The organism is Neisseria sp. HMSC058F07, assembly GCF_001810035.1.
GTDB classification, from domain to species: domain Bacteria; phylum Pseudomonadota; class Gammaproteobacteria; order Burkholderiales; family Neisseriaceae; genus Neisseria; species Neisseria perflava.
The window spans coordinates 243,592-263,998 of record NZ_KV799674.1 but is presented as its reverse complement, the minus strand read 5'-3'; the positions used below and the strand labels follow the sequence as shown (position 1 = coordinate 263,998).

General features: G+C 48.2%; 22 protein-coding genes, 1 tRNA gene and 2 pseudogenes. 6 read left to right on the top strand and 19 right to left on the bottom strand.

Going from position 1 to position 20,407, the window contains the following annotated elements; all coding sequences use genetic code 11:
• Positions 1-20 precede the first annotated feature (20 nt).
• The 8 genes from atpA to HMPREF2696_RS04575 form a co-directional block, all read right to left on the bottom strand.
• A complete protein-coding gene (gene atpA / locus HMPREF2696_RS04605) occupies positions 21-1,568 on the bottom strand; it encodes a F0F1 ATP synthase subunit alpha (protein WP_003676111.1) in 1,548 nt (515 codons plus the stop codon).
• 10 nt (positions 1,569-1,578) lie between these two features.
• Positions 1,579-2,112 carry a F0F1 ATP synthase subunit delta gene (locus HMPREF2696_RS04600; RefSeq protein ID WP_004519004.1) on the bottom strand — a complete coding sequence of 178 codons (534 nt, stop codon included), beginning with the start codon at positions 2,110-2,112 and terminating at the stop codon, positions 1,579-1,581.
• Between the two features lie 4 nt (positions 2,113-2,116).
• Positions 2,117-2,587 (bottom strand): F0F1 ATP synthase subunit B, encoded by a 471-nt coding sequence (locus HMPREF2696_RS04595; RefSeq protein WP_003708446.1) that lies wholly within the window; start codon positions 2,585-2,587, stop codon positions 2,117-2,119.
• Between the two features lie 73 nt (positions 2,588-2,660).
• Positions 2,661-2,897, bottom strand: coding sequence for a F0F1 ATP synthase subunit C (atpE, locus tag HMPREF2696_RS04590; RefSeq protein WP_003748101.1), 237 nt, complete (start codon positions 2,895-2,897; stop codon positions 2,661-2,663).
• Between the two features lie 63 nt (positions 2,898-2,960).
• Positions 2,961-3,827 carry a F0F1 ATP synthase subunit A gene (gene atpB, locus HMPREF2696_RS04585; protein ID WP_003748099.1) on the bottom strand — a complete coding sequence of 289 codons (867 nt, stop codon included), beginning with the start codon at positions 3,825-3,827 and terminating at the stop codon, positions 2,961-2,963.
• Positions 3,817-4,170 (bottom strand): ATP synthase subunit I, encoded by a 354-nt coding sequence (locus HMPREF2696_RS11220; RefSeq protein WP_083300558.1) that lies wholly within the window; start codon positions 4,168-4,170, stop codon positions 3,817-3,819. Before HMPREF2696_RS11220 ends, atpB begins: the two co-directional genes overlap by 11 nt.
• 280 nt (positions 4,171-4,450) lie before the next feature.
• A complete protein-coding gene (locus HMPREF2696_RS04580) occupies positions 4,451-5,311 on the bottom strand; it encodes a ParB/RepB/Spo0J family partition protein (protein WP_039861871.1) in 861 nt (286 codons plus the stop codon).
• Positions 5,312-5,412: 101 nt separating this feature from the next.
• On the bottom strand, positions 5,413-7,197 hold the full coding sequence (locus HMPREF2696_RS04575) for a bifunctional chorismate-binding protein/class IV aminotransferase (RefSeq protein ID WP_070587962.1): 1,785 nt from the start codon (positions 7,195-7,197) through the stop codon (positions 5,413-5,415).
• Positions 7,198-7,364: 167 nt separating this feature from the next.
• Here HMPREF2696_RS04575 and ppk2 point away from each other — a divergent pair, with 167 nt between their 5' ends.
• Positions 7,365-8,294, top strand: coding sequence for a polyphosphate kinase 2 (gene ppk2, locus HMPREF2696_RS04570; RefSeq protein WP_004519010.1), 930 nt, complete (start codon positions 7,365-7,367; stop codon positions 8,292-8,294).
• 53 nt (positions 8,295-8,347) lie between these two features.
• Here ppk2 and HMPREF2696_RS04565 read toward each other — a convergent pair whose 3' ends face one another.
• The 5 genes from HMPREF2696_RS04565 to tpiA all read right to left on the bottom strand — a co-directional run bounded on the left by HMPREF2696_RS04565 (position 8,348) and on the right by tpiA (position 10,725).
• Positions 8,348-8,782: a PNPOx family protein gene (locus HMPREF2696_RS04565; RefSeq protein ID WP_004519011.1), complete on the bottom strand. Its 435-nt coding sequence runs from the start codon at positions 8,780-8,782 to the stop codon at positions 8,348-8,350.
• Positions 8,783-8,835: 53 nt separating this feature from the next.
• A complete protein-coding gene (locus tag HMPREF2696_RS04560) occupies positions 8,836-9,393 on the bottom strand; it encodes a UbiX family flavin prenyltransferase (RefSeq protein ID WP_070587961.1) in 558 nt (185 codons plus the stop codon).
• 90 nt (positions 9,394-9,483) lie between these two features.
• Positions 9,484-9,569: transfer RNA gene (locus HMPREF2696_RS04555), tRNA-Leu, on the bottom strand.
• Between the two features lie 15 nt (positions 9,570-9,584).
• The gene (secG, locus tag HMPREF2696_RS04550) at positions 9,585-9,944 is read right to left on the bottom strand and encodes a preprotein translocase subunit SecG (RefSeq protein WP_036492092.1); all 360 of its coding nucleotides are present in this window, start codon (positions 9,942-9,944) and stop codon (positions 9,585-9,587) included.
• Between the two features lie 7 nt (positions 9,945-9,951).
• Positions 9,952-10,725 (bottom strand): triose-phosphate isomerase, encoded by a 774-nt coding sequence (gene tpiA / locus HMPREF2696_RS04545; protein WP_003748082.1) that lies wholly within the window; start codon positions 10,723-10,725, stop codon positions 9,952-9,954.
• A gap of 183 nt (positions 10,726-10,908) precedes the next feature.
• On the opposite strand from tpiA, the gene HMPREF2696_RS04540 reads away from it, so the two are divergent.
• Both HMPREF2696_RS04540 and HMPREF2696_RS04535 read left to right on the top strand, forming a co-directional pair.
• Positions 10,909-11,565 carry a protein-L-isoaspartate O-methyltransferase family protein gene (locus HMPREF2696_RS04540; RefSeq protein WP_070587959.1) on the top strand — a complete coding sequence of 219 codons (657 nt, stop codon included), beginning with the start codon at positions 10,909-10,911 and terminating at the stop codon, positions 11,563-11,565.
• Between the two features lie 50 nt (positions 11,566-11,615).
• Positions 11,616-11,945, top strand: a complete 330-nt coding sequence (locus HMPREF2696_RS04535) for a rhodanese-like domain-containing protein (RefSeq protein ID WP_003679997.1) — start codon at positions 11,616-11,618, stop codon at positions 11,943-11,945.
• Positions 11,946-12,011: 66 nt separating this feature from the next.
• Here the strand turns inward: HMPREF2696_RS04535 and HMPREF2696_RS04530 are convergent, their stop codons facing one another.
• The 5 genes from HMPREF2696_RS04530 to acpP form a co-directional block, all read right to left on the bottom strand.
• Positions 12,012-13,442, bottom strand: coding sequence for a basic amino acid/polyamine antiporter (locus HMPREF2696_RS04530; RefSeq protein ID WP_004519017.1), 1,431 nt, complete (start codon positions 13,440-13,442; stop codon positions 12,012-12,014).
• Positions 13,443-13,540: 98 nt separating this feature from the next.
• Positions 13,541-14,428, bottom strand: coding sequence for a homocysteine S-methyltransferase family protein (locus tag HMPREF2696_RS04525; protein ID WP_039861922.1), 888 nt, complete (start codon positions 14,426-14,428; stop codon positions 13,541-13,543).
• 141 nt (positions 14,429-14,569) lie between these two features.
• Positions 14,570-15,262, bottom strand: a complete 693-nt coding sequence (locus tag HMPREF2696_RS04520; protein ID WP_039861873.1) for a hypothetical protein — start codon at positions 15,260-15,262, stop codon at positions 14,570-14,572.
• Positions 15,263-15,440: 178 nt separating this feature from the next.
• Positions 15,441-16,688 (bottom strand): beta-ketoacyl-ACP synthase II, encoded by a 1,248-nt coding sequence (gene fabF / locus HMPREF2696_RS04515; protein ID WP_039861923.1) that lies wholly within the window; start codon positions 16,686-16,688, stop codon positions 15,441-15,443.
• Between the two features lie 162 nt (positions 16,689-16,850).
• A complete protein-coding gene (acpP, locus tag HMPREF2696_RS04510) occupies positions 16,851-17,087 on the bottom strand; it encodes an acyl carrier protein (protein ID WP_003679644.1) in 237 nt (78 codons plus the stop codon).
• Between the two features lie 254 nt (positions 17,088-17,341).
• Between acpP and HMPREF2696_RS04505 the strand changes: the two are divergent.
• Positions 17,342-17,996: pseudogene (locus HMPREF2696_RS04505) on the top strand (IS1595 family transposase).
• A 274-nt stretch (positions 17,997-18,270) separates the two neighbouring features.
• Positions 18,271-19,728 carry a DUF389 domain-containing protein gene (locus HMPREF2696_RS04500; RefSeq protein WP_039861874.1) on the top strand — a complete coding sequence of 486 codons (1,458 nt, stop codon included), beginning with the start codon at positions 18,271-18,273 and terminating at the stop codon, positions 19,726-19,728.
• Between the two features lie 44 nt (positions 19,729-19,772).
• On the opposite strand, the pseudogene HMPREF2696_RS04495 reads toward HMPREF2696_RS04500, so the two are convergent.
• Positions 19,773-19,964: pseudogene (locus tag HMPREF2696_RS04495) on the bottom strand (aminotransferase class IV); the annotation flags it as partial.
• Between the two features lie 22 nt (positions 19,965-19,986).
• Here HMPREF2696_RS04495 and HMPREF2696_RS04490 point away from each other — a divergent pair.
• Positions 19,987-20,160, top strand: coding sequence for a DNA topoisomerase (locus HMPREF2696_RS04490; protein ID WP_198400575.1), 174 nt, complete (start codon positions 19,987-19,989; stop codon positions 20,158-20,160).
• Positions 20,161-20,407: the final 247 nt, after the last annotated feature.

Genomic DNA, 20,407 nt, shown 5'->3' with positions numbered 1-20,407 from the left:
GACTCCTTTCATCTCAATACTTATGCTTGGTAAGCGTAAGAAGATTTGAAAGATTTCATGGCTTCGGTCAATGCTTTTTCGCTTTCGTCAGACATTGCGCCTGATGCATTAATCGCTTCCAGAACCTCAGGATGTTGCGTACGTACGAAACTCAAGAATTCTGCTTCGAAAGCCAAGGCTTTGGATACCGGAACATCTGCGTAAGAACCGTTGTTGATCGCCCACAAAGTCAATGCCATTTCGGCAGTGTTCAATGTGCTGAATTGTTTTTGTTTCATCAATTCAGTAACTACTTCACCGTGTTGCAGCTGTTTGCGCGTTGCTTCGTCCAAATCGGAAGCAAATTGCGAGAACGCTGCCAATTCACGGTACTGTGCCAACGCCAAACGGATACCGCCACCCAGTTTTTTGATGACTTTGGTTTGTGCTGCACCACCTACGCGCGATACGGAAATACCGGCATTGATTGCAGGACGGATACCGGCGTTGAACAAGTCGGTCTCCAAGAAGATTTGGCCGTCTGTAATCGAGATTACGTTGGTTGGTACGAATGCTGATACGTCACCGGCTTGGGTTTCAATAATTGGCAACGCAGTCAGAGAACCGGTTTTGCCTTTTACTTCGCCATTGGTCAGTTTTTCAACTTCGTTTTCGCTGACACGGGCTGCACGTTCCAACAGACGGGAGTGCAGATAGAATACGTCGCCAGGATATGCTTCACGGCCAGGAGGACGGCGTAACAGCAGAGAAATTTGACGGTATGCAACGGCTTGTTTAGACAAGTCATCGTATACGATCAACGCATCTTCACCACGGTCACGGAAGAATTCACCCATGGTACAACCGGAGTAAGGAGCGATGTATTGCAGTGCAGCGGCTTCAGAAGCAGTTGCAGCAACCACGATGGTATGCTCCATCGCGCCATGCTCTTCCAATTTGCGTACTACGTTGGCAATAGAAGATGCTTTTTGACCGATAGCCACATAAATACAGATAACGCCTGTACCTTTTTGGTTAACGATGGCATCCAGTGCCACGGCAGTTTTACCGGTTTGACGGTCACCAATGATCAACTCACGTTGACCACGACCAACCGGAACCATAGAGTCAATGGCTTTCAGGCCGGTTTGCATTGGTTGGTCAACCGATTTACGCGCAATCACACCCGGTGCAATTTTCTCGATTGGAGCAGTCAATGTTGTGTTGATTGGACCTTTACCATCGATAGGACGACCCAATGCATCAACCACACGGCCAACCAGTTCGCGACCGATCGGCACTTCCAAAATACGGCCGGTACAGGTAACTGTATCGCCTTCTTTAATGTGTTCGTACTCACCCAACACTACGGCACCGACGGAGTCACGCTCCAAGTTCATGGCCAGACCGAAAGTGTTACCGGGGAATTCGAGCATCTCACCTTGCATCGCGTCTGACAAGCCATGAATGCGCACAATGCCGTCTGTAACAGAAACAACGGTACCACGGGTACGCACTTCTGCATTGACGGACAGATTTTCGATTTTAGCTTTAATCAAATCGCTAATTTCAGCAGGATTAAGCTGCATGAAAACTCTCCTAATTTGTCATAGTCGCATACAAAGCATTCAGTTTGCCTTGTACGGACAAATCCAAGACCTGATCACCCACTTCTACTTTGATGCCGCCGATTAATTCAGGGGCAACTTTAGCTACCACATCCAATTTGCTGTTGAAGCGTTTTGTCAGGATATCGGTAACATCGGCCAGCTGCTGAGAACTGAGCTCATACGCGCTGTAAATTACTGCCGATTTCGTATTGTTGTGTATCAAGGTCAAATCTTGATATTGGGCATAAATTTCCGGCAATACCAGCAAACGCTTTTGCTCGGCCAAAACGGTAATAAAATTTGCCAATTCGACATTTTTGATACCGACAAGACCTTTGAGCGTTTCTGCCTTTTCGGAAGCTCCCGTTTCCGGCTGCTCGATGAAAGCAATGACTTTCTCATCCTGAACAACCGCTGCGAGTTCTTTCAGTTCGCCCAACCAAGACTCGATTTGGTTTTTTTCCTGAGCCAGACTAAACAATGCTTTCGCATAAGGTCTGGCAATCGTTGCGAACTCTGCCATAAGATTACAGCTCCTGTTTTAAGGCACTGAGCAGATCTGCATGTTTGGAAGCATCGACTTCTTTACGCAGGATAGATTCCGCACCTTTAACAGCCAATGAAGCGACCTGTTCGCGCAACACTTCGCGTGCACGGTTAACTTCTTGCTCTACATCAGCTTTTGCTTGGGCTGCAATGCGTGCTGCTTCATGAGAAGCTTGCTCTTTGGCTTCTTCTACAATTTTCGCAGCACGTTTTTCGGCGTTGGCAACCATTTCGGTTACCTGATTACGCCCTTCGGCCATAAGTTCTGCAACTTTTTTCTCTGCCTGCTCAAAATCGCTCTTACCGCGCTCGGCGGCAGCCAAGCCCTCGGCGATTTTTGCGGCACGCTCATCCAATGCTTTGGCAATCGGAGGCCATACGAATTTCATCGTAAACCAAACCAAGCCAAAGAAAACTAGGATTTGCGCAAATAAGGTTGCATTAATATTCACGTTACTTAACCTTCGTATCTGGGTTAATCAAACAGACGGCAAGCCTGTATCTGAACGGATCGCTCCGTCTTGATTACGCACCACCAAACGGGTTAACGAAGGCGAACAACAGGGCAATAGCCACACCGATCAAGAAAGCCGCATCGATCAGACCAGCGATCAAGAACAGTTTGGTTTGCAGAGGACCGATCAGCTCAGGTTGGCGAGCAGAAGATTCCAAGTATTTAGAACCAACCATTGCGATACCGATAGAGGCACCCAATGCGCCCAAGGCAACGATCAAACCACATGCGATAGCAATCAAACCCATTTTTAAACTCCTTAAAATAGTAAAGGTTAAACTACAAAAACAAACTACGAAAAAACTACTTGATTAGTGTGCATCATGCGCCTGTCCGATATATACGAACGCCAACGCCATGAAAATAAATGCCTGCAAGGTGATGACCAAAATGTGGAAAATGGCCCAAGCCAAACCGGCAATCAGGTGGAACACAAATAAAATCGGATCCAAAGTTTCGACACTGCCGGTTGACGCCCATGCACCGCCCAACAGGGCAATTAACAGGAACACCAGCTCGCCGGCATACATATTACCAAACAACCGCATACCGTGGGATACGGTTTTGGACAAAAACTCTACCAAGTTCAGCAGGAAGTTGGCTGGAGCAAGCCACGGACCAAAAGGTGCGCAGAACAACTCGTGAATCCAACCGCCAAGGCCTTTGATTTTGACATTGTAGTAAATACAGATCAGCAATACGCCAATCGCCAGAGCCAAAGTCGTATTCAAGTCAGCTGTCGGCACGACACGCAACAGGGCATGATGATTACCGGTAATGCCTTGCCATGCCATCGGCAGCAAATCAACCGGCAGCATATCCATGGCATTCATCAAGAGAATCCAGACAAACAAGGTCAGACCCAACGGGGCAACGGCTTTACGCGATTGTTCGTTATGGATAATGCTTTTACACATGTCATCCACGAATTCAAACAGAATTTCAACAGCCGCTTGGAAACGACCGGGAACGCCGGCCGTCGCTTTTTTGGCACCGCGCCACAAAAGGAAGCTACCGATTACGCCCAACAGAACGGCAAAAAAGATTGCATCAAGGTTAATGAACGAAAAATCAGCAATGTTTTTCAGTCCTTGACCCTGAGTAACATCCGACATACTGGTCAAGCTTTGCAAGTGGTGCTTGATGTAGTCGGCAGCGGTCATAGTTTCACCTGCCATAGTGTTTTACTCTCAACAATACTAAAAAAACCAAATGACTGACGCCAAGAAACGCCAATAAAAATGGGTAAAATACCAGTGATCGATGCCATATCGCAAAAACGACCAACATAGATACCAGCGACAGCACTACTTTTAAAACCTCTCCGCCGACAAACATCGAGCTTTGCAACTCGGGATTTCGTCGGGAAAACTTTAAAAGTAAAACTGCAACCAGGGTAGGCAAAATGTACGAAAATCCTCCCGCAAAAGCAGAGAGGAAGCCGGGCAATCCGGAAAATAACGCACAAACAACTGAAATTATTAACAATACAATCACTTGCAATGGGACTATCTGATTCATTGTACTTCACACCCCAAAACGCAAGGTAAATTAATATAATCAAGAAGTTTATTAACGTCAAGCAATATGTTAATCTTTGTGAACCTTTCACAGATAAATGATTAACACATATAAAACAAATCTTTGCAGGAACGGAGTTTAACACAAATTACATGTTGCTACACAGATTTTACAGAAGATTTTGATTTGTATTGTAAACATTTATACGCTCTACGCTTTTTCAAAAATTGAGGCCGTCTGAAAAGCTTTTTTCAGACGGCCCGTTCTGTTTATAAAGCCGTTAGAACGCTTGATTGATGCCTAACTGCTTCAGCAAATATTCGAATGTTTCCGGCGTATCAAAATGCAGCACGATTTTGCCTTTTTTCTGATTACTGGTTTTGACTTCGGCATTAACGCCCAAATGCTCGGTCAATGCATCATTGATGCGGCGGATATCCGGGTTAATGGTTTTGGTTGCTTCCGGTTTGGCTTTTTGATGTGCCAACTGGCTGCGGCGCTCTACCTCGCGTACCGACCAACCGTTTTTGACGGCTTTTTGTGCCAACTCCAATTGGTCAACCACATGCAAGGTCAGCAACGCGCGGGCATGACCCATTTCCAGACGGCGTTGGTAAAGCATTTCCTGAACCGGCTCAGGCAGGCTCAACAGACGCAGGCTGTTGGAGATGGCACTACGGCTTTTACCGACGGCTTTTGCGATGGTTTCATGAGTCAGGCCGAATTCATCGGCAAGGCGTTTCAAACCTTGCGCTTCTTCAATCGGATTCAGGTTTTCACGTTGTAAGTTTTCAATCAAACCCATGGCCAACGCAGTTTCGTCGCTGATGGTTTTAATGACGACGGGAATTTCGGTCAAACCGGCCAACTGGGAAGCGCGCCAACGGCGTTCTCCGGCAATCAATTCATATTGAGACAAACCACGTTCGCGTACGATAACCGGCTGGATAATGCCTTGCGCTTTAATGGAATCGGCCAATTCCTGCAAAGCTTCGTCATCAATTTGCACACGCGCCTGATAACGGCCGGGCTGAATATCGGCGATGGCAACCGTTGTCAGGCGGTCGCTACTGCTGCTGTCCACTGCATTGGAAATCAGCGAATCCAAACCGCGTCCCAATCCACCTTTTGCTTTTGCCATATTGTTTTCCCTTTCAGACGACCTCATTGTTGAAATGACGTATTCTATCGGATATTGCCGCTTTACGACAATTTGAATCACGATGATTTGACTATTGCCATTTATTTACGGAGCGAAACCGCAAACACGCCCCTTAAAGCGTTACTCAAACGGATTTCTTCCGCATTTTCCAATATAGCGCGCGTGATGTGGGCTTCCTTGATTGTATCTGCACCTAAATATAGCTGAGACTGCTTCAATACCGCTTGGCGCATTACCCCGTTCAAAATATCCAAATCCAAAGACGGCGTGAGCCATTGTCCTTGATATTTGACGAACACATTGCTTCTTCCACCCTCTAACAAAAGGCCGTCTGAATTGAAAAACAGACTGTCAAATGCACCCTGCCCTTCTGCCGTTTTCCATGCTTGGTCAAAAATTTCACGGCGTGTGGTTTTGAAACGGCGTAGATAATCGCGTTGGTTTAATGTGTGTTCACTCAGGATGACGTATTGCTGCCCATCCAATTCAGAAACAGCCCCATGGCTCAATGAAAGGCCGTCTGAAAACAAAGCTGCTTTGACTCTAAATAACCCACTTGGCAACTCATCTATATAATGTTGAATTTGCTCTATTGCATTTTGAGGCCAAGACAGGTTGAGCGCTTGTGCCGATCTGTTCAGACGGCCTAAGTGCAAATCGAGCAAACGGCATTGTTTGTATTCCACGCGCATGGTTTCAAAAATACCGAAATCAGGCCGCAAGTCATTCAGAAAACGCGCCTTCCAACCGCACTCGCGATATTCGGCTTCAGGGTCGCTATCAATCACAATCCCCGAACCCACGCCATAAACACCTTGATAAAGGCCGTCTGAAACCGGTTTCAGAGATAAGGTACGAATCACAACATTAAATACGCCTTCAAATCCCAAACCCGTATCGCACGGATGCAAAAAGCCAATGCTGCCTGTGTACAAACCACGCGGTTCGGACTCAAGAGACTCAATAATGTGCATACTCATGCGTTTGGGCGCACCAGTAATACTGCCGCACGGGAAGGCTGCGCGGAGAATATCGGCAACCGAAACATCAGGCAGCGCCTGCGCTTCGATGGCACTGGTCATCTGCCAAACACTGCCGAAACGGGAAACTTTAAACGGTTCAGGCACGCGTACTTTGCCCGTTTGCGCGATTTTGCCGAGGTCGTTGCGCAACAAATCGACAATCATCACATTTTCGGCGCGGTTTTTCGGGTCGTTTTGCAATTCAACGGCGCGGCATTCATCTTGTCCGTCATGAAGAATCGGCGCAGTGCCTTTCATCGGCTCGGTTGTGATCAGGCCGTCTGAATCGATTTTGAGGAAAAGTTCGGGAGAAAAACACAAAGTCCACGCTTCCTGCCCTGCCCCGTCGGGCAGACAAGACAAAACGGCATACGGCACAGGCTGGCGCAAGCGGCGGTAAAGCTGAATCGGATTGCCGTAAGCTTGCAGGTGTAGGCGCTCGGTGTAATTGATTTGATAGGTATCTCCACGGCGGATGGCCTCGTGGATTTGGTTGATATGCTCGAGATAATCGGCTTCGGATACGGAGAATCGGGGAGTGGAGATACCTGCCGCCAGGCCGTCTGAATGATTGGCCAACCAGCTTTCGGCATCGATTTCAGAACAATCGGCAAACCAGTGCAAACGTAGACTGCCACTGCGGCCAGATGGAATATCCATCAGCGGCAACCCAAATTCGTAGTCTACAAACAACACTGCATGCAAACCCTTTTTCCAGCCGGCTTGCAAAATACTTGTTAACGAATCCAGTTCGTTATGATAAAACCGATGGCTTTCTACATGATTTTGATAGAGTTTTGCTCGGCCGCTCACGGCATCGTCGAACAGGGCGAAATAAGGCATGATGTATGATACAAATAGGCTGATTATACGCTGGTTTTACAAAAATTATCAAACAAGTCGGAAAAAATCGCTTATGTGTAATTTTATGTAGGCTAACACAGCATAAAGAGGTAAAATCAAGTCATACCACACCATATCATTTAAAACTTAATCGATAAGGAGACTTTATGGCAGACCACCAATTAGAACCGTTCGAGAATGTTGAACTGGGCGAGAAACAAGACCAGCTGCAAGTATTCGAAAAGGCTGTTTTGGAACACGAAGGACGCGGCACTGACGAAGATTCGAGCAGCGCACCGCTTCCTGCCAACTACCCGTACAAACAACGTATGCGCCGCTCTGTTTACGAAAAAGAAAAACAGAAGCTGCAAATCGAATTGTTGAAAGTACAAAGCTGGGTTAAAGATTCCGGTCAGCGTATCGTCAGCCTGTTTGAAGGCCGCGACGCAGCCGGTAAAGGCGGTACCATCAAACGCTTTATGGAACACCTGAATCCGCGTGGCGCGCGCGTGGTTGCTTTGGAAAAACCAACCACTACCGAACGCGGCCAATGGTATTTCCAACGCTACATCCAAAACCTGCCGACCGCAGGCGAAATGGTATTCTTCGACCGCTCATGGTACAACCGTGCAGGCGTAGAACGCGTAATGGGCTTCTGCGAACCTAACGAATACCTGCTCTTCATGCGTCAAACTCCTGAATTGGAACGTATGCTTGTTGCCAGCGGTATCCATCTGTTCAAATTCTGGTTCTCCGTATCCCGTGAAGAACAACTCCGCCGCTTCATCTCCCGTCGTGACGACCCACTGAAACACTGGAAACTGTCCCCTGTGGATATCCAGTCGCTCGACCGCTGGGACGACTACACCGAAGCCAAAAACGCCATGTTCTTCCACACCCATACCGGCGACGCGCCTTGGGTCATCATCCGCTCCGACGACAAAAAACGTGCACGTTTGAACTGTATCCGCTACTTCCTGCACCAGCTGGACTATCCGGGCAAAGACGTGAAAGCCATCGGCAAAGTGGACGAGAAAATCGTTTTGGTTCCTGATACACGTTACAAAGACAAAACTGTCGAGCTCGGACACGATTAATTTGTAACCTTACCAAAGGCCGTCTGAAATTTCATCTTTCAGACGGCCTTTTCTTAATCCTCGCGATTCCAGTACGTTTTTTGTGCGAATACCAATTTATTGTCAGTGAATTTTACATTATCCAAATTCAACGCCCAGACATCACTTTTCATCACTCGAGCAGCAGGATGCGCTTTGTAAAATAAAGACTGCGCCGCTTTCAAATCCGCTTCATTCTCAATCAAAGCGGCAGTCGCCGCAAACTGAATGCCGCTGATTTTTGTGATACTGTCAGGCTGACCGGCAATGGTACCGGCTACTTTGGCAGAACGGCTCATCATTCCGCCATGTTTCGTTTTCAAAGAAGTCAACACAATCAATCGGGCATTCGCCTCATCAAACACATAAAAACAACAAGCCGCCCAAACTTCGCCGTCTGCCGCAGCGGCAATACTGACGACATGATGATTGCTCAAAAATTTAACGATATTGGTAGGAATCGCTTGCATGATTTTATCCTCTTTCTCAGTGTATTCAATTTATTTTCAGGCCGTCTGAAACATCAGCCCTGCCAGCGCGGCGCATCGGTTTGAAAAATACCGAACAAGTCCAAAGCATGAGAGACACTGTGTGTAATCATATCTTCGATGGATTCTGGCTTCTGATACAGAGCCGGAACGGGAGGAAACACAATGCCGCCCATCTCTGTTACACGGCGCATATTGTCGATGTGTGCCAAGTTTAACGGCGCTTCACGCACCATCAACACCAGCCTGCGCCGCTCTTTCAATGTTACATCCGCCGCACGGCTGAGCAAATTATCGGCAAATCCATGAGCAACTGAAGCCAAGGTTTTCATTGAACACGGCGCAATCAACATTCCATCCGTCAAAAACGAACCGCTGGCAATACTTGCCCCGACATTACGGACAGAATGCACGACATCCGCCAAAGCATAAACGTCTTCTTTAGTGTAATCCGTTTCCAAAGCGCGGGTCATCTCCGCCCCTTGCGAAACCACCAAATGCGTTTCTACCTGATGCGCACGCAAAAGCTGCAAAGCCCTCACGCCATACTGAAAACCGCTGGCACCGCTGATGCCGACAACCAAACGCTTCATTGTATTTCCCTGTCTCGGCCTAAAAATAAATGAAAGGCAGATTCTCAAGACGAAAAAATAACCGCTAAAAAGCGGTTAGATTTTCTAATGTGGTGCCGACAGCGAGATTTGAACTCGCACAGCCTACGGCCACTACCCCCTCAAGATAGCGTGTCTACCAATTCCACCATGTCGGCATAAATTAAATTGTCTTACTGCTGCTGAGGATTCGGTGCAACAGGAGTTGTATTGTTTTGTGCAGGCGTTGCAGGCTTAGGAGCCTGTTGGGTCTGCTTCACATCGCTGAAGTCTAAACCGTGCTTATTGGAGTGGGTGTGAATATACACCATTGCCATGCAGGTCGCAAAGAAAAATGTTGCAGCAACGGCAGTCGAGCGGCTGAGGAAGTTGGCATTACCGGCAGAACCGAATACGCCTTGCGCGCTACCGCTGCCGGAACCGAATGTTGCGCCGGCATCCGCACCTTTACCGTGTTGCAACAATACTAACACGATTACGAATAGAGCGGAAATAATATTAATAATCCAGATAAGGGTTTTAAAGGCTTCCATATGTTTTCTACGAGGCTTGTGCTGCGTTGATGATGGCGGTAAAGGAGTCATAGGATAATGACGCGCCACCAACCAATGCGCCGTCTACATGAGGTACTGCGAAGATGTCGGCCGCGTTATCCGCTTTCACACTTCCGCCGTAAAGAACGCGGATTTTAACATCGCTTCCGCACAAAGACAAGATTTCTTTGTAGATAAATGCGTGCATGTCGGCGATTTGTTCGACGGTGGCGACTTTGCCTGTACCGATCGCCCAAACCGGCTCGTAGGCAACGGCGATGTTTTGGGTGTTCAGACCTTGCAGGATGGAAAGCTGGTGGGCAATAACTTCGTGTTCTTTACCGGCTTCGCGCTCTTCCAGGCTTTCGCCGACGCACAACAATGGAATCAGGCCGACGTTGAGGACGTTTTCCATTTTGCGTCGTTGGATTTCGTTTTTCTCGCCGAAATAAAGGCTGCGCTCGGAGTGGCCGATGAGGACGATGTCTGTACCGATGTCGGCAAGCATTTCGGCGGACACTTCGCCGGTGTACGCGCCGTTATTCGGGAAACGGCTCACGTCTTGCGCACAGGTCAAGATACGGTTGTTCAAAACAATCTGCATGGCGTTGTGCAGTTGCAACAGATAAACGGTCGGAGCGGCCAAGCCGATTAACACGCGTTCTGCAGTTGGCATGACACGGAAGCGGTGCATAAGCGCATTGTTGTTTTGGAGTCGGCCGTTCATTTTCCAGTTGCCGATAACCCATTTTTGGTCCCACATTCCGATTTGGTGATACATCTTTATTGCTCCGTGTGTTGGTTGTTGCTTGCTGTAGCGTCGTGTAATGTGAAAGTTTAGTGGATATATGTGAGCTTGGCAATTATTAACGGGCCTCCGGGGCCGTCTGAAAGATGGCACACTCTCCGACAAGGATTTATAATGTATGCTTCGATAAAATTAAGAATTGAACGGAGCACAAATATGGACTTTGAAAAAGCGCGTTTCAATATGGTTGAACAGCAGATTCGTCCGTGGGATGTCTTGGACTTCGACATTTTGGATGCTTTGGAGGAGATCGAGCGCGAACATTTTGTCGGCGAGGCTTTTCAAGGTTTGGCCTATGCGGATATGGAGCTGCCGCTGGCTAACGGCCATAAGATGTTGGAACCCAAAGTCGTTGCCCGCCTGGCTCAAGGTTTGAAACTGAAAAAAGACGAAACCGTCTTAGAAATCGGTACAGGCTCAGGCTATGCAACCGCTCTGCTGTCCAAACTGGCCGGCAAAGTCGTAACTGACGACATCGATGCCGAGCAGCAGCAACGCGCCAAAAAAGTTTTGGACGAATTAGGCTTTGCCAACGTCGATTATGTGCAAAACAACGGCCTGACCGAAGCATCGCAAGGCGCGCCTTTTGATGCGATTTATGTAGGCGGCGCAGTAGACAGCGTACCTGAAATTCTGAAAGAGCAACTGAAAGACGGCGGCCGTATGGTGGTCATCGTCGGCCGCAAACCGGTACAACACGCGCTTTTGCTGACGCGCAACGGCAATGAGTTTTCCGAAAAAGTATTGTTCGACACCGTCGTAGCACACTTGGAAGACAAATCGGCCAATCCGTTTGGCGATTTCGATTTTTAAACAACAGGCCGTCTGAAAATTCAGACGGCCTCATGCTTTTACCCAACCCTATGACCGACATCATCCAACTCTCTCCCACCGAATTGAAACAATGGCAGGACGAAGGCCGCGCATTTCATCTGCTCGACGTCCGCACCGATGAAGAACGCGCCATCTGCACCCTGCCCGCCGCCATTCATATCCCGATGAACCTCATCCCCCTGCGCCAAAACGAGCTGCCCGACGATGATTTACCCATTGTTGTCTATTGCCACCACGGCATCCGCAGCCTGCACACGGCAATGTATTTGGAAGACGCCGGATTTGAAAACCTCTACAACCTGCAAGGCGGTATTGATGCTTGGGCAATGCAGGTAGACAGCAAAATGATGCGATATTGAATCGGTTTTATCAATAAAAGGCCGTCTGAAACTGGATTTCAGACGGCCTTTTTCAAACCTTTCTGCTTACACTTGTAAGCTAGCGACAAACTGCTGTACGGCCGGCACAGCCAAAATCAACAGCAATACCAATACGGCTTTTTCCATACGGTTGAACTGACAATTTCCGTAGTGTTTCTTTTGCGAATAGAAAAACAGTAATACGCCGGGCAAATAGAGCAAGACTGAAAGCAGCAAATATTCCGTGCCTGCCGCATAGACAATCCAAGCCGCATAAAGCGTTGCTGCCGCGCCGATAAGACGGTATTTCGCCGCGGCCTTTTGTGTCAGCGATAATTTGAGCAGATATGCACCAATTAACAAATATGGTATCAAAATCATGGAAGTCGATACCATCAGCAAGGCAGAATAATCCTCGCCTTTTAACCACACCAGCAATAGGCAAAACTGCACGGTCAAGGTGGTAAACATCAATGAACCCTGCGGCACTTCGTTTTTATTCAACGGGATAAACGATTTTGGAAATGCGCCGTTTCTCGCACCCATGTGCGGAATCTCGGTCGCATACAGCGTCCAGCTTAAATAAGACGACAGCACAGACACAATCAGGCAGGAAGAAATCAACACTTTACCCCAAGAGCCGACCATGTGCGCCAACACGCCCGCCATAGACGGATTAGCCATTGCTGCAATATCCGCACGAGGCAAAATGCCTTGAGCCAAGACGGTAATTGCCACATACATGGCCAGCGTCAAGCTGACGCCGATAATGGTTGCTCGACCGACATCAGCACGACTTCGCGCATGCTTGGACAAAACCGCCGCACCCTCAATACCGGTAAACACCCACAGCGTAATCAGCATTGTGTTTTTCACCTGCGTCATCAGGCTGACATCAGGATTTTCAGGCGTAGCAAGGCTCGCCCCTGTCCAATCGGACATAAACACTTCGGTTTGAAAGAAATAGGCTGCCATACCAATAAATAAAATCAGCGGAAATACTTTGACTGCCGTCGCAATCAGGTTCACTCCTGCCGCTTCTTTAATACCGCGCACCACCAACCAGTAAATCAGCCACACAATTACTGATTCTCCAACAAAAGCAGCAAATGTGTTGCCTTTGCCGAAAATCACGTTGTCCGGCGTATCGACAAATCCGCCTACTGCTTCAAACGCAACCACCAAATAGCCGACAATACCGACCGTGGTGCAAAGCCAATAGCCCCACGCCGAGAAAAAACCCATCAAATCGCCGAAGCCGTCGCGGGCGTACGTATAAATACCGCCATCCAATTCGGGCTTAAGTTTGGACAAGGCCGAAAATGACAGGCCGAGGAAGATAATGCCCACACCGGTAATCAGCCAACCCAACAGCAAAGCCTGCGAACCTGCAACGGCAGCCATATTCTGCGGCAGGCTGAAAATACCCGAACCAATCATGGAACTGATAACCAAGGCCGTCAGCGCGGCCAAGCCGATTTGAGATTTTTGCGACATGTTTATTCCTGATTTTTATCATTATGTGTTTGTGAAGCGACGGCATTACCGGCTTTTTTAGCCTGTTCTAACCGTATCAAAATATTATGCAGCTGCTTTCAGACGGCCTTAAATCCTTGCGCCAACGCACGGATATGTTCAGGTGCGATACCGCAGCACCCGCCGATGATTTCAGCACCCAAATCCGCCCATTGTCTCGCCCATGCCAAATAATTTTTCGGCGTGGCATCGGAGCGAATCGGATCCAAACCGTCGTTGGCCTCGTTCATCTGACCTTGTACCGGTTCAAATGCATTGGCGTACACACCCAGTTTCAGACGGCCTTGGGCTTCATGTGCCACTTTCAAAGCTTCTGCCATTACTTCAGGCTGACTGCAATTGAACAACATTGCCGCCGCACCTATTTCTACCGCGAAATCCGCCGCCTCGTGCACGGTTTCTCCCGAACGCAACACCGGTACATCATGCGGCATCGTATCTTCCAAAGTAAACGATACCCAAAACGGCTTACCGTCATCAGGCAGACTGCTGCGCCAGAAACGCGCTTCTTCCAAGCTGGATACGGTTTCTGCCAACCAAATATCAGCAAACGGCATCAAACCCGATATTAAAGGGCGCGCCAAAGCAGGTGCGACTTGTTTGTCAAACAAGTCAGGGCGGTAAGAACCGAATAACGGCGGCAGGCTTGCGGCTACTTTTGCAGTAGTCCCGCTTTGTTCCACCGCTTCACGCGCTAAACGGCCGGAAAGCCTTGCCCATTCGGCAGCTTGAGCATCAAAGCGCTCCTGCCCGATATGAAACGGAACAAGCGCATAACTGTTGGTCGTAATCACCTGTGCGCCTGCGCGAAGAAAGTCCAAATGCGTTTCGCGTACAATCTCCGGTGTTTCCATCAAAGCCAAAGCAGACCATTCCGGCTGACGAAACGGTGCGCCACGCCGATGCAGTTCACGCCCCATTCCGCCGTCTAAAATCGTTACCGTCATGATCGACCTCCAATGATGAATTTTTAAAATCGCCATTCTACGCTTTTTTAACTCCTTACCTTTAATCTATGAAAAACTAAACTTATGCAGTTTCGTTATATAAAAGGCCGTCTGAAGCAGGATTTCAGACGGCCTTTACGATTATTTCACAAACCGTGCATCTGCCATAAACGGCCGTGTAGCGGCTGGTTTGGCGGAATAGAAGCGGGAGAACGTGCTGTCGATTTTGGTCTGTATCGGCTTACCGTCCAATGTTGCCGATGCTTCCAATTTCACACCACCGCCACTGGTTTCGCCTAATTTCATATTTGGCAACGTCAGTTTGGCAATATTGAGTTTCACATTTCCCACTTTGGTATCGGGGGACATCAGCTGCTTACCGACCGGACGGATTTTTTCACCCTCATCATGAGGCGCGGCACCACCGTTATCGTCAACCACGCCGATATTAATCAATCTGGCAGACGCCAAATCCATCTTGCCGTTTTTTACCGGAATACCGACAAACAGTTTTACGCCGCGATGAATGAACGTATTGTCCCGCCACTGAGTTTGGCCCTCTTTCGGCGGTTTGGTTTCTGCCGCCACCGAATAAGTGCGGCCCATAATCATCAATTTATAACCTGGAATTTTTTTCGAACCGAATCCATCAGTGATATCTTCGACCAGTTGCGGCGCAGTCAGGGTTTCGTTTGCCAAAATACGGGCTGAAGTTTCTGCCAGATGGGCAGGCTTGCCGTCTATGGTCAATGCCTGTTCATGGCCGAAATCAGACGCAAATGCAGGCACGGCGGCCAGTGCAGCGGCCAATGCTAGAATACGGATGGTTTTCATTGCAGACTCCTTAAAAATGTAATTGGGTTGATTGCCCGTCAAAATCCGGGCAATATTGATTGGAGTCGATATTTTTATATAAATGATACAGATTATCAAGAATATTTGTATTTTAAAATAAAAAAGGCCGTCTGAAACCTAGTTTCAGACGGCCTTTTAATCTACTTAAAACCTTCTATCAGTCTTTGAAGCGTTTGAATACCAATGTGCCGTTGGTACCGCCAAAGCCAAAGGAATTGGAGATGGCAACGTCGATTTTCGCATCGCGTGCTTCGTTGGCGCAGTAGTCCAAATCGCAACCGGCTTCAACGTCTTGTTCAAAGATGTTGATGGTCGGTGGAGATTTTTGCTCGTGTACCGCTAACACGCTGTACAACGCTTCCACACCGCCGGCCGCGCCGAGCAAGTGGCCGGTCATGGATTTGGTGGAGTTAACGATGACTTTGCGCGCATGATCGCCCAAAGCGCGTTTGATGGCTTTGGTTTCGTTGGCATCTCCCAAAGGAGTCGATGTACCGTGTGCGTTAACGTAATCAACGTCTTCAGGATTCAGGCCGGCATCTTTCAGGGCGCGGGTAACGGCCAATGCAGGGCCTTCTTCGTTAGGCGCAGTAATGTGGTAAGCATCGGAGCTCATACCGAAGCCGACGATTTCGGCGTAAATTTTCGCACCGCGTTTTTTCGCGTGTTCCAATTCTTCCAACACCAGCACGCCAGCGCCTTCGCCGATAACGAAACCGTCACGGCCTTTGTCCCACGGACGGGAAGCGGTAGCAGGGTCGTCGTTGCGGGTGGAAAGTGCCTTCATGGCGGCAAAACCGCCGACGCCCAAAGTGCTGATCGCGCCTTCTGCGCCACCGGCAATCATCACGTCTGCGTCGCCGTATTTAATCAATCGTGCAGAGTCGCCGATGGAGTGTGCGCCGGTTGTACAGGCAGAAACCATGCCGTAACTCGGGCCGCGGTAGCCTTTGAGGATGGTCACGTGACCGGAAATCAGGTTAATCAGCGAACCCGGAATAAAGAAAGGATTGATTTTGCGCGCGCCGCCTTCGATAACGGCTTTGCCGGTCGCTTCGATGCTGGGCAGGCCGCCGATACCGGAGCCGATGTTGACACCGACGCGGTCTTTGTCGAGGGTTTCCAAATCGTCCAAGCCTGAATCATTGATGGCTTGCAGGGCGGCGGCAATACCGTAGTGGATGAACACGTCCATACGGCGCGCTTCTTTCGCGCTGATGTATTGGCCGATGTCGAAATCGCGAACTTCGCCGGCGATTTGGCTGTTGATGTCGGATGCGTCAAAGCGGGTAATCCGTCCGATGCCGCTTTTGCCTGCGAGCAGATTGCTCCATGCGGTGGCGACGTCGTTGCCGACCGGTGATACTTGGCCAAGACCTGTGATGACTACTCTTCTCTGACTCATGATAATCTCGCTGTTGGTTGTCGGGATTTTCGCGGCAGCCTTGCTCTTTTTCTTCGTGAAAACGGGCAAAACTCATGCCGTCTGAAATTTCAGGGGTTTAATAATAAGGTAAAAGCCTCTATTGCGATGGCGCAGCAGAGGCTGGATGTTTGGTGCGACCGATTAGCCTTGGTGGGCGTTGATGTAGTCGATAGCCAATTGTACGGTAGTGATTTTTTCAGCGTCTTCGTCAGGGATTTCGCAGCCGAAAGCTTCTTCCAAAGCCATCACCAGTTCTACGGTGTCCAGAGAGTCAGCACCCAAATCGTCTTGGAAAGAAGATTCGTTTTTCACTTCGGCTTCGTTTACGCCCAGTTGTTCAGCAACAATTTTTTTAACTTGTTGTTCGATGTTTGACATGTCAGTCGTTCCTTTTCGCCTTGCGGCAGGTTGTTTAAGGGAAATAATTCGTCGGTATTGTACCGAATTCGGATAGAGTTTTCCATCTAATCCTGCATTTTAGCACAGATTATTCTGGAAAAACCTGTTGTTGCGCATATTAGCATATGCTGATTTTAACCTACAAGCAGGAATTTGTTTTTGTTACGTATTAACATTAACATTATTAAAAACAAGGGGCTGTACTAGATTAGCAGATATGTTACCCTCGAAATATGAAGATAACTCACTGCAAATTAAAGAAAAAAAGTACAGAAAGAACTGCTTCGTTTTTTTGTACTCGAAGTTACCGCCCGTTCTGCCGCCGATATTTTGGGTATCCATCCCAATTCGGCAGCACTGTTCTACCGTAAAATCCGCATGGTTATCAACTATCATTTGGCCTTGGCTGCCGATGAGGTTTTTGAGGGCTCTGTCGAACTGGACGAAAGCTATTTCGGCGGACGGCGTAAAGGCAGACGTGGTCGCGGTGCGGCAGGAAAAGTGGTTGTCTTCGGCATTCTGAAACGCAACGGACGGGTCTATACCGTTGTGGTGGATAATGCCAAGTCTGAAACGTTACTCCCTGTCATCAAAAAGAAAATCATGCCGGACAGTATTGTTTATACCGATAGTCTGAGTAGCTACGACAAGTTGGACGTGAGCGGTTTCATCCATTACCGCATCAACCATTCCAAGGAATTTGCCGACCGTCAGAACCACATTAACGGCATTGAGAATTTTTGGAATCAGGCAAAACGTGTCTTGCGAAAATACAACGGAATCGATCGCAAATCTTTCCCGTTGTTCTTGAAAGAATGCGAATTTCGATTTAACTTCGGCACACCGTCCCGGCAGCTAAAAATCCTGCAAAAATGGTGTGAAATTTAGGGCTAATCTACTAGTACAGCCCCTTAAAAAATTTTGATGGCGGTTGCTGCTGAAAAAGTAGAAATTGGATTTGAGAGAAGGTTTTTGCATATGCTGGTTTCGTGAAGGCCTACGCAGGATCAGCGTTGTCAGCGTTTTCATGTGTATGCTAACCTTCTGCAAGGTATCTGCTTAATCATATTTGAAATCAGTATTAAAGCATAATTATCAGTATCCGAAATTCCAGTTAATTAAATATTCAGAGACAATCGTTAAGATTGATTTAAGGATGAAAATGCAAGACCAAGAAAACATTAAAAACCAAGAAGAACAAGAAAATCAGCCAAAAGAAGACAATGGTGCCATGACCAAGTTGCAAGATGTGTTCAATCTTGCGCATGACCAGGCCCATCCCGATAAAATTGATGCCGTCATCCGCGCCAATACTCGGGTGTCCGGAACCAATATGTGGGTATTGATGTTTGCCATTGCCGTGGCGAGTATCGGTCTAAATGTAAACAGCACGGCGGTAGTGATCGGCGCGATGTTGATTTCGCCGTTGATGGGGCCGATTGTAGGTATGGGTTACGGTTTGGCGGTAGGGGATACTGCGCTGATCCGTCAAGCCGTGCGCAATATTATTATATTCGTCGTCATCAGCTTGATTACCGCTACGTTGTATTTCCTGTTAACCCCGCTTAAAGAGGCGCAAAGCGAGCTTTTGGCGCGTACTCAGCCGACCCTTTGGGATGTGTTGATTGCCTTCTTCGGCGGTAGTGCGGGTATTGTGGCGCTGACTCGAAAAGAAGGAGGCAATGCCATACCGGGTGTGGCGATTGCTACCGCATTGATGCCGCCCCTGTGTACTGCGGGCTACGGACTGGCACATGGCAACTGGCACTACTTTCTCGGTGCTTCATATCTTTTTGCCATCAACTGCGTGTTCATCGCTTTTTCGACCTTGTTGTTTTCCAAGCTGCTCAAGCTGCCGCGCAGGGGGCTGGTAACGGAATCCAAACGCCGGTTGCAAAGCATCATTATTACTGCTGTCGTGTTGGCTGTGATGATTCCGAGCGGCTATATGGCATCAGGACTGGTGCGTCAGGAGATCTTCAACACCAGAGCCAATGCCGCCATTGCCACTGCGCAGCAACAGGAAGGTTTTTTCGTGCTGCGTAAGATGTTGAACCACAGAGAAAATAAAGTCGGTCTGATTGTCAATGGAACGGGCAATGCCGAGAAAATTTCCGCCTTGCTGGTGAAAAGCCTTAACGCGTCGGGGGTGAAAGAGCCGAAGGTCAACGTGGTCTATGCGGGAGGGAACGATGCCAAAATCGAAGAATTGCTGGCAAGCCGAAACAACCCGGTTCAGCAGCAAAATGAGCTGAAAGAGCAGCAGGCCTATATCGATACCATACTGGCAGGCAAAGCCTCCGATATCGACGATGCAGCGGTACTCAAGGAATTAAAAGCCCAATATCCGGAAGCGGAAAAAATCGTTGTCGGACGCGGCTTGGCTTGGGATAAAGCGCAAACAACGCCTGTTTCCGAACAGTCTGAAAGCCAAAAAAACGCAGAACCGAAGACAGATACATATGACGATATCGTCGTTGTCTCTCTCGAATTGGAGCAGCCACTACCTGCCAAAGATTACGAGCGGATACAGGCGTGGTTACGCCAGCGTTATGAGGGTAAGGTAGTGAACATATTGCAAACGCACAAGTCTCAGACAGATAAACCGTCTAACGAATAATCGCCTTCAGGCTTTATCCATTTCCGAGAAATCATTGATTGTTCCTAGTACACCAAATCCGCCTCAAACACGCCTCTCAAGGCGTTGGAGAGGCGGATTTTTTCTGCGCGTTCGAGCATATCGCGGGTGATGTGCGTTTCGATGACTGCGTCCGCGCCCAAGTAGGTTTGCAGCTGCTGCAACACGGCTTGGCGCATGATGCCGTTGAGGATATCCAAATCCAGAGACGGGGTGAGACGGGTGTTTTTGTGCATGTTCATGTTTCAGTATTCTCCTGAAAATACTGTAAACAACGCTACTAGTTTCTACAGCATCGAGTTGATAACGTTCGCCCACACCGGCAAGGTTTTCTGCGCCAAGGACGAGTTTGAGTTTCTCAAAGTCGATTTGGTCTTCGCAAAAGACTTCGGGAAAGATTTGCTTGAGTTTTAATATGTTGTTTTGTTTGAAATTATTTTCTAAATCGTGTATAATTTTTCGGTTCGGCTGCCATAATTGCGTCTTCCATCAATGATCACTTACAAAGTGTCCATTTTATCGGGATATGTTGAAAGTTAAAAGAAAAGAAGGCCGTCTGAAAAACTTTAATATTCGTTTTTCAGACGGCCTTCTTTTCACTTACCGAAACAAGAGTATTTTGTTTCTCAACTTTACGAAACAGTCAGTCCTGCTGCTTGCT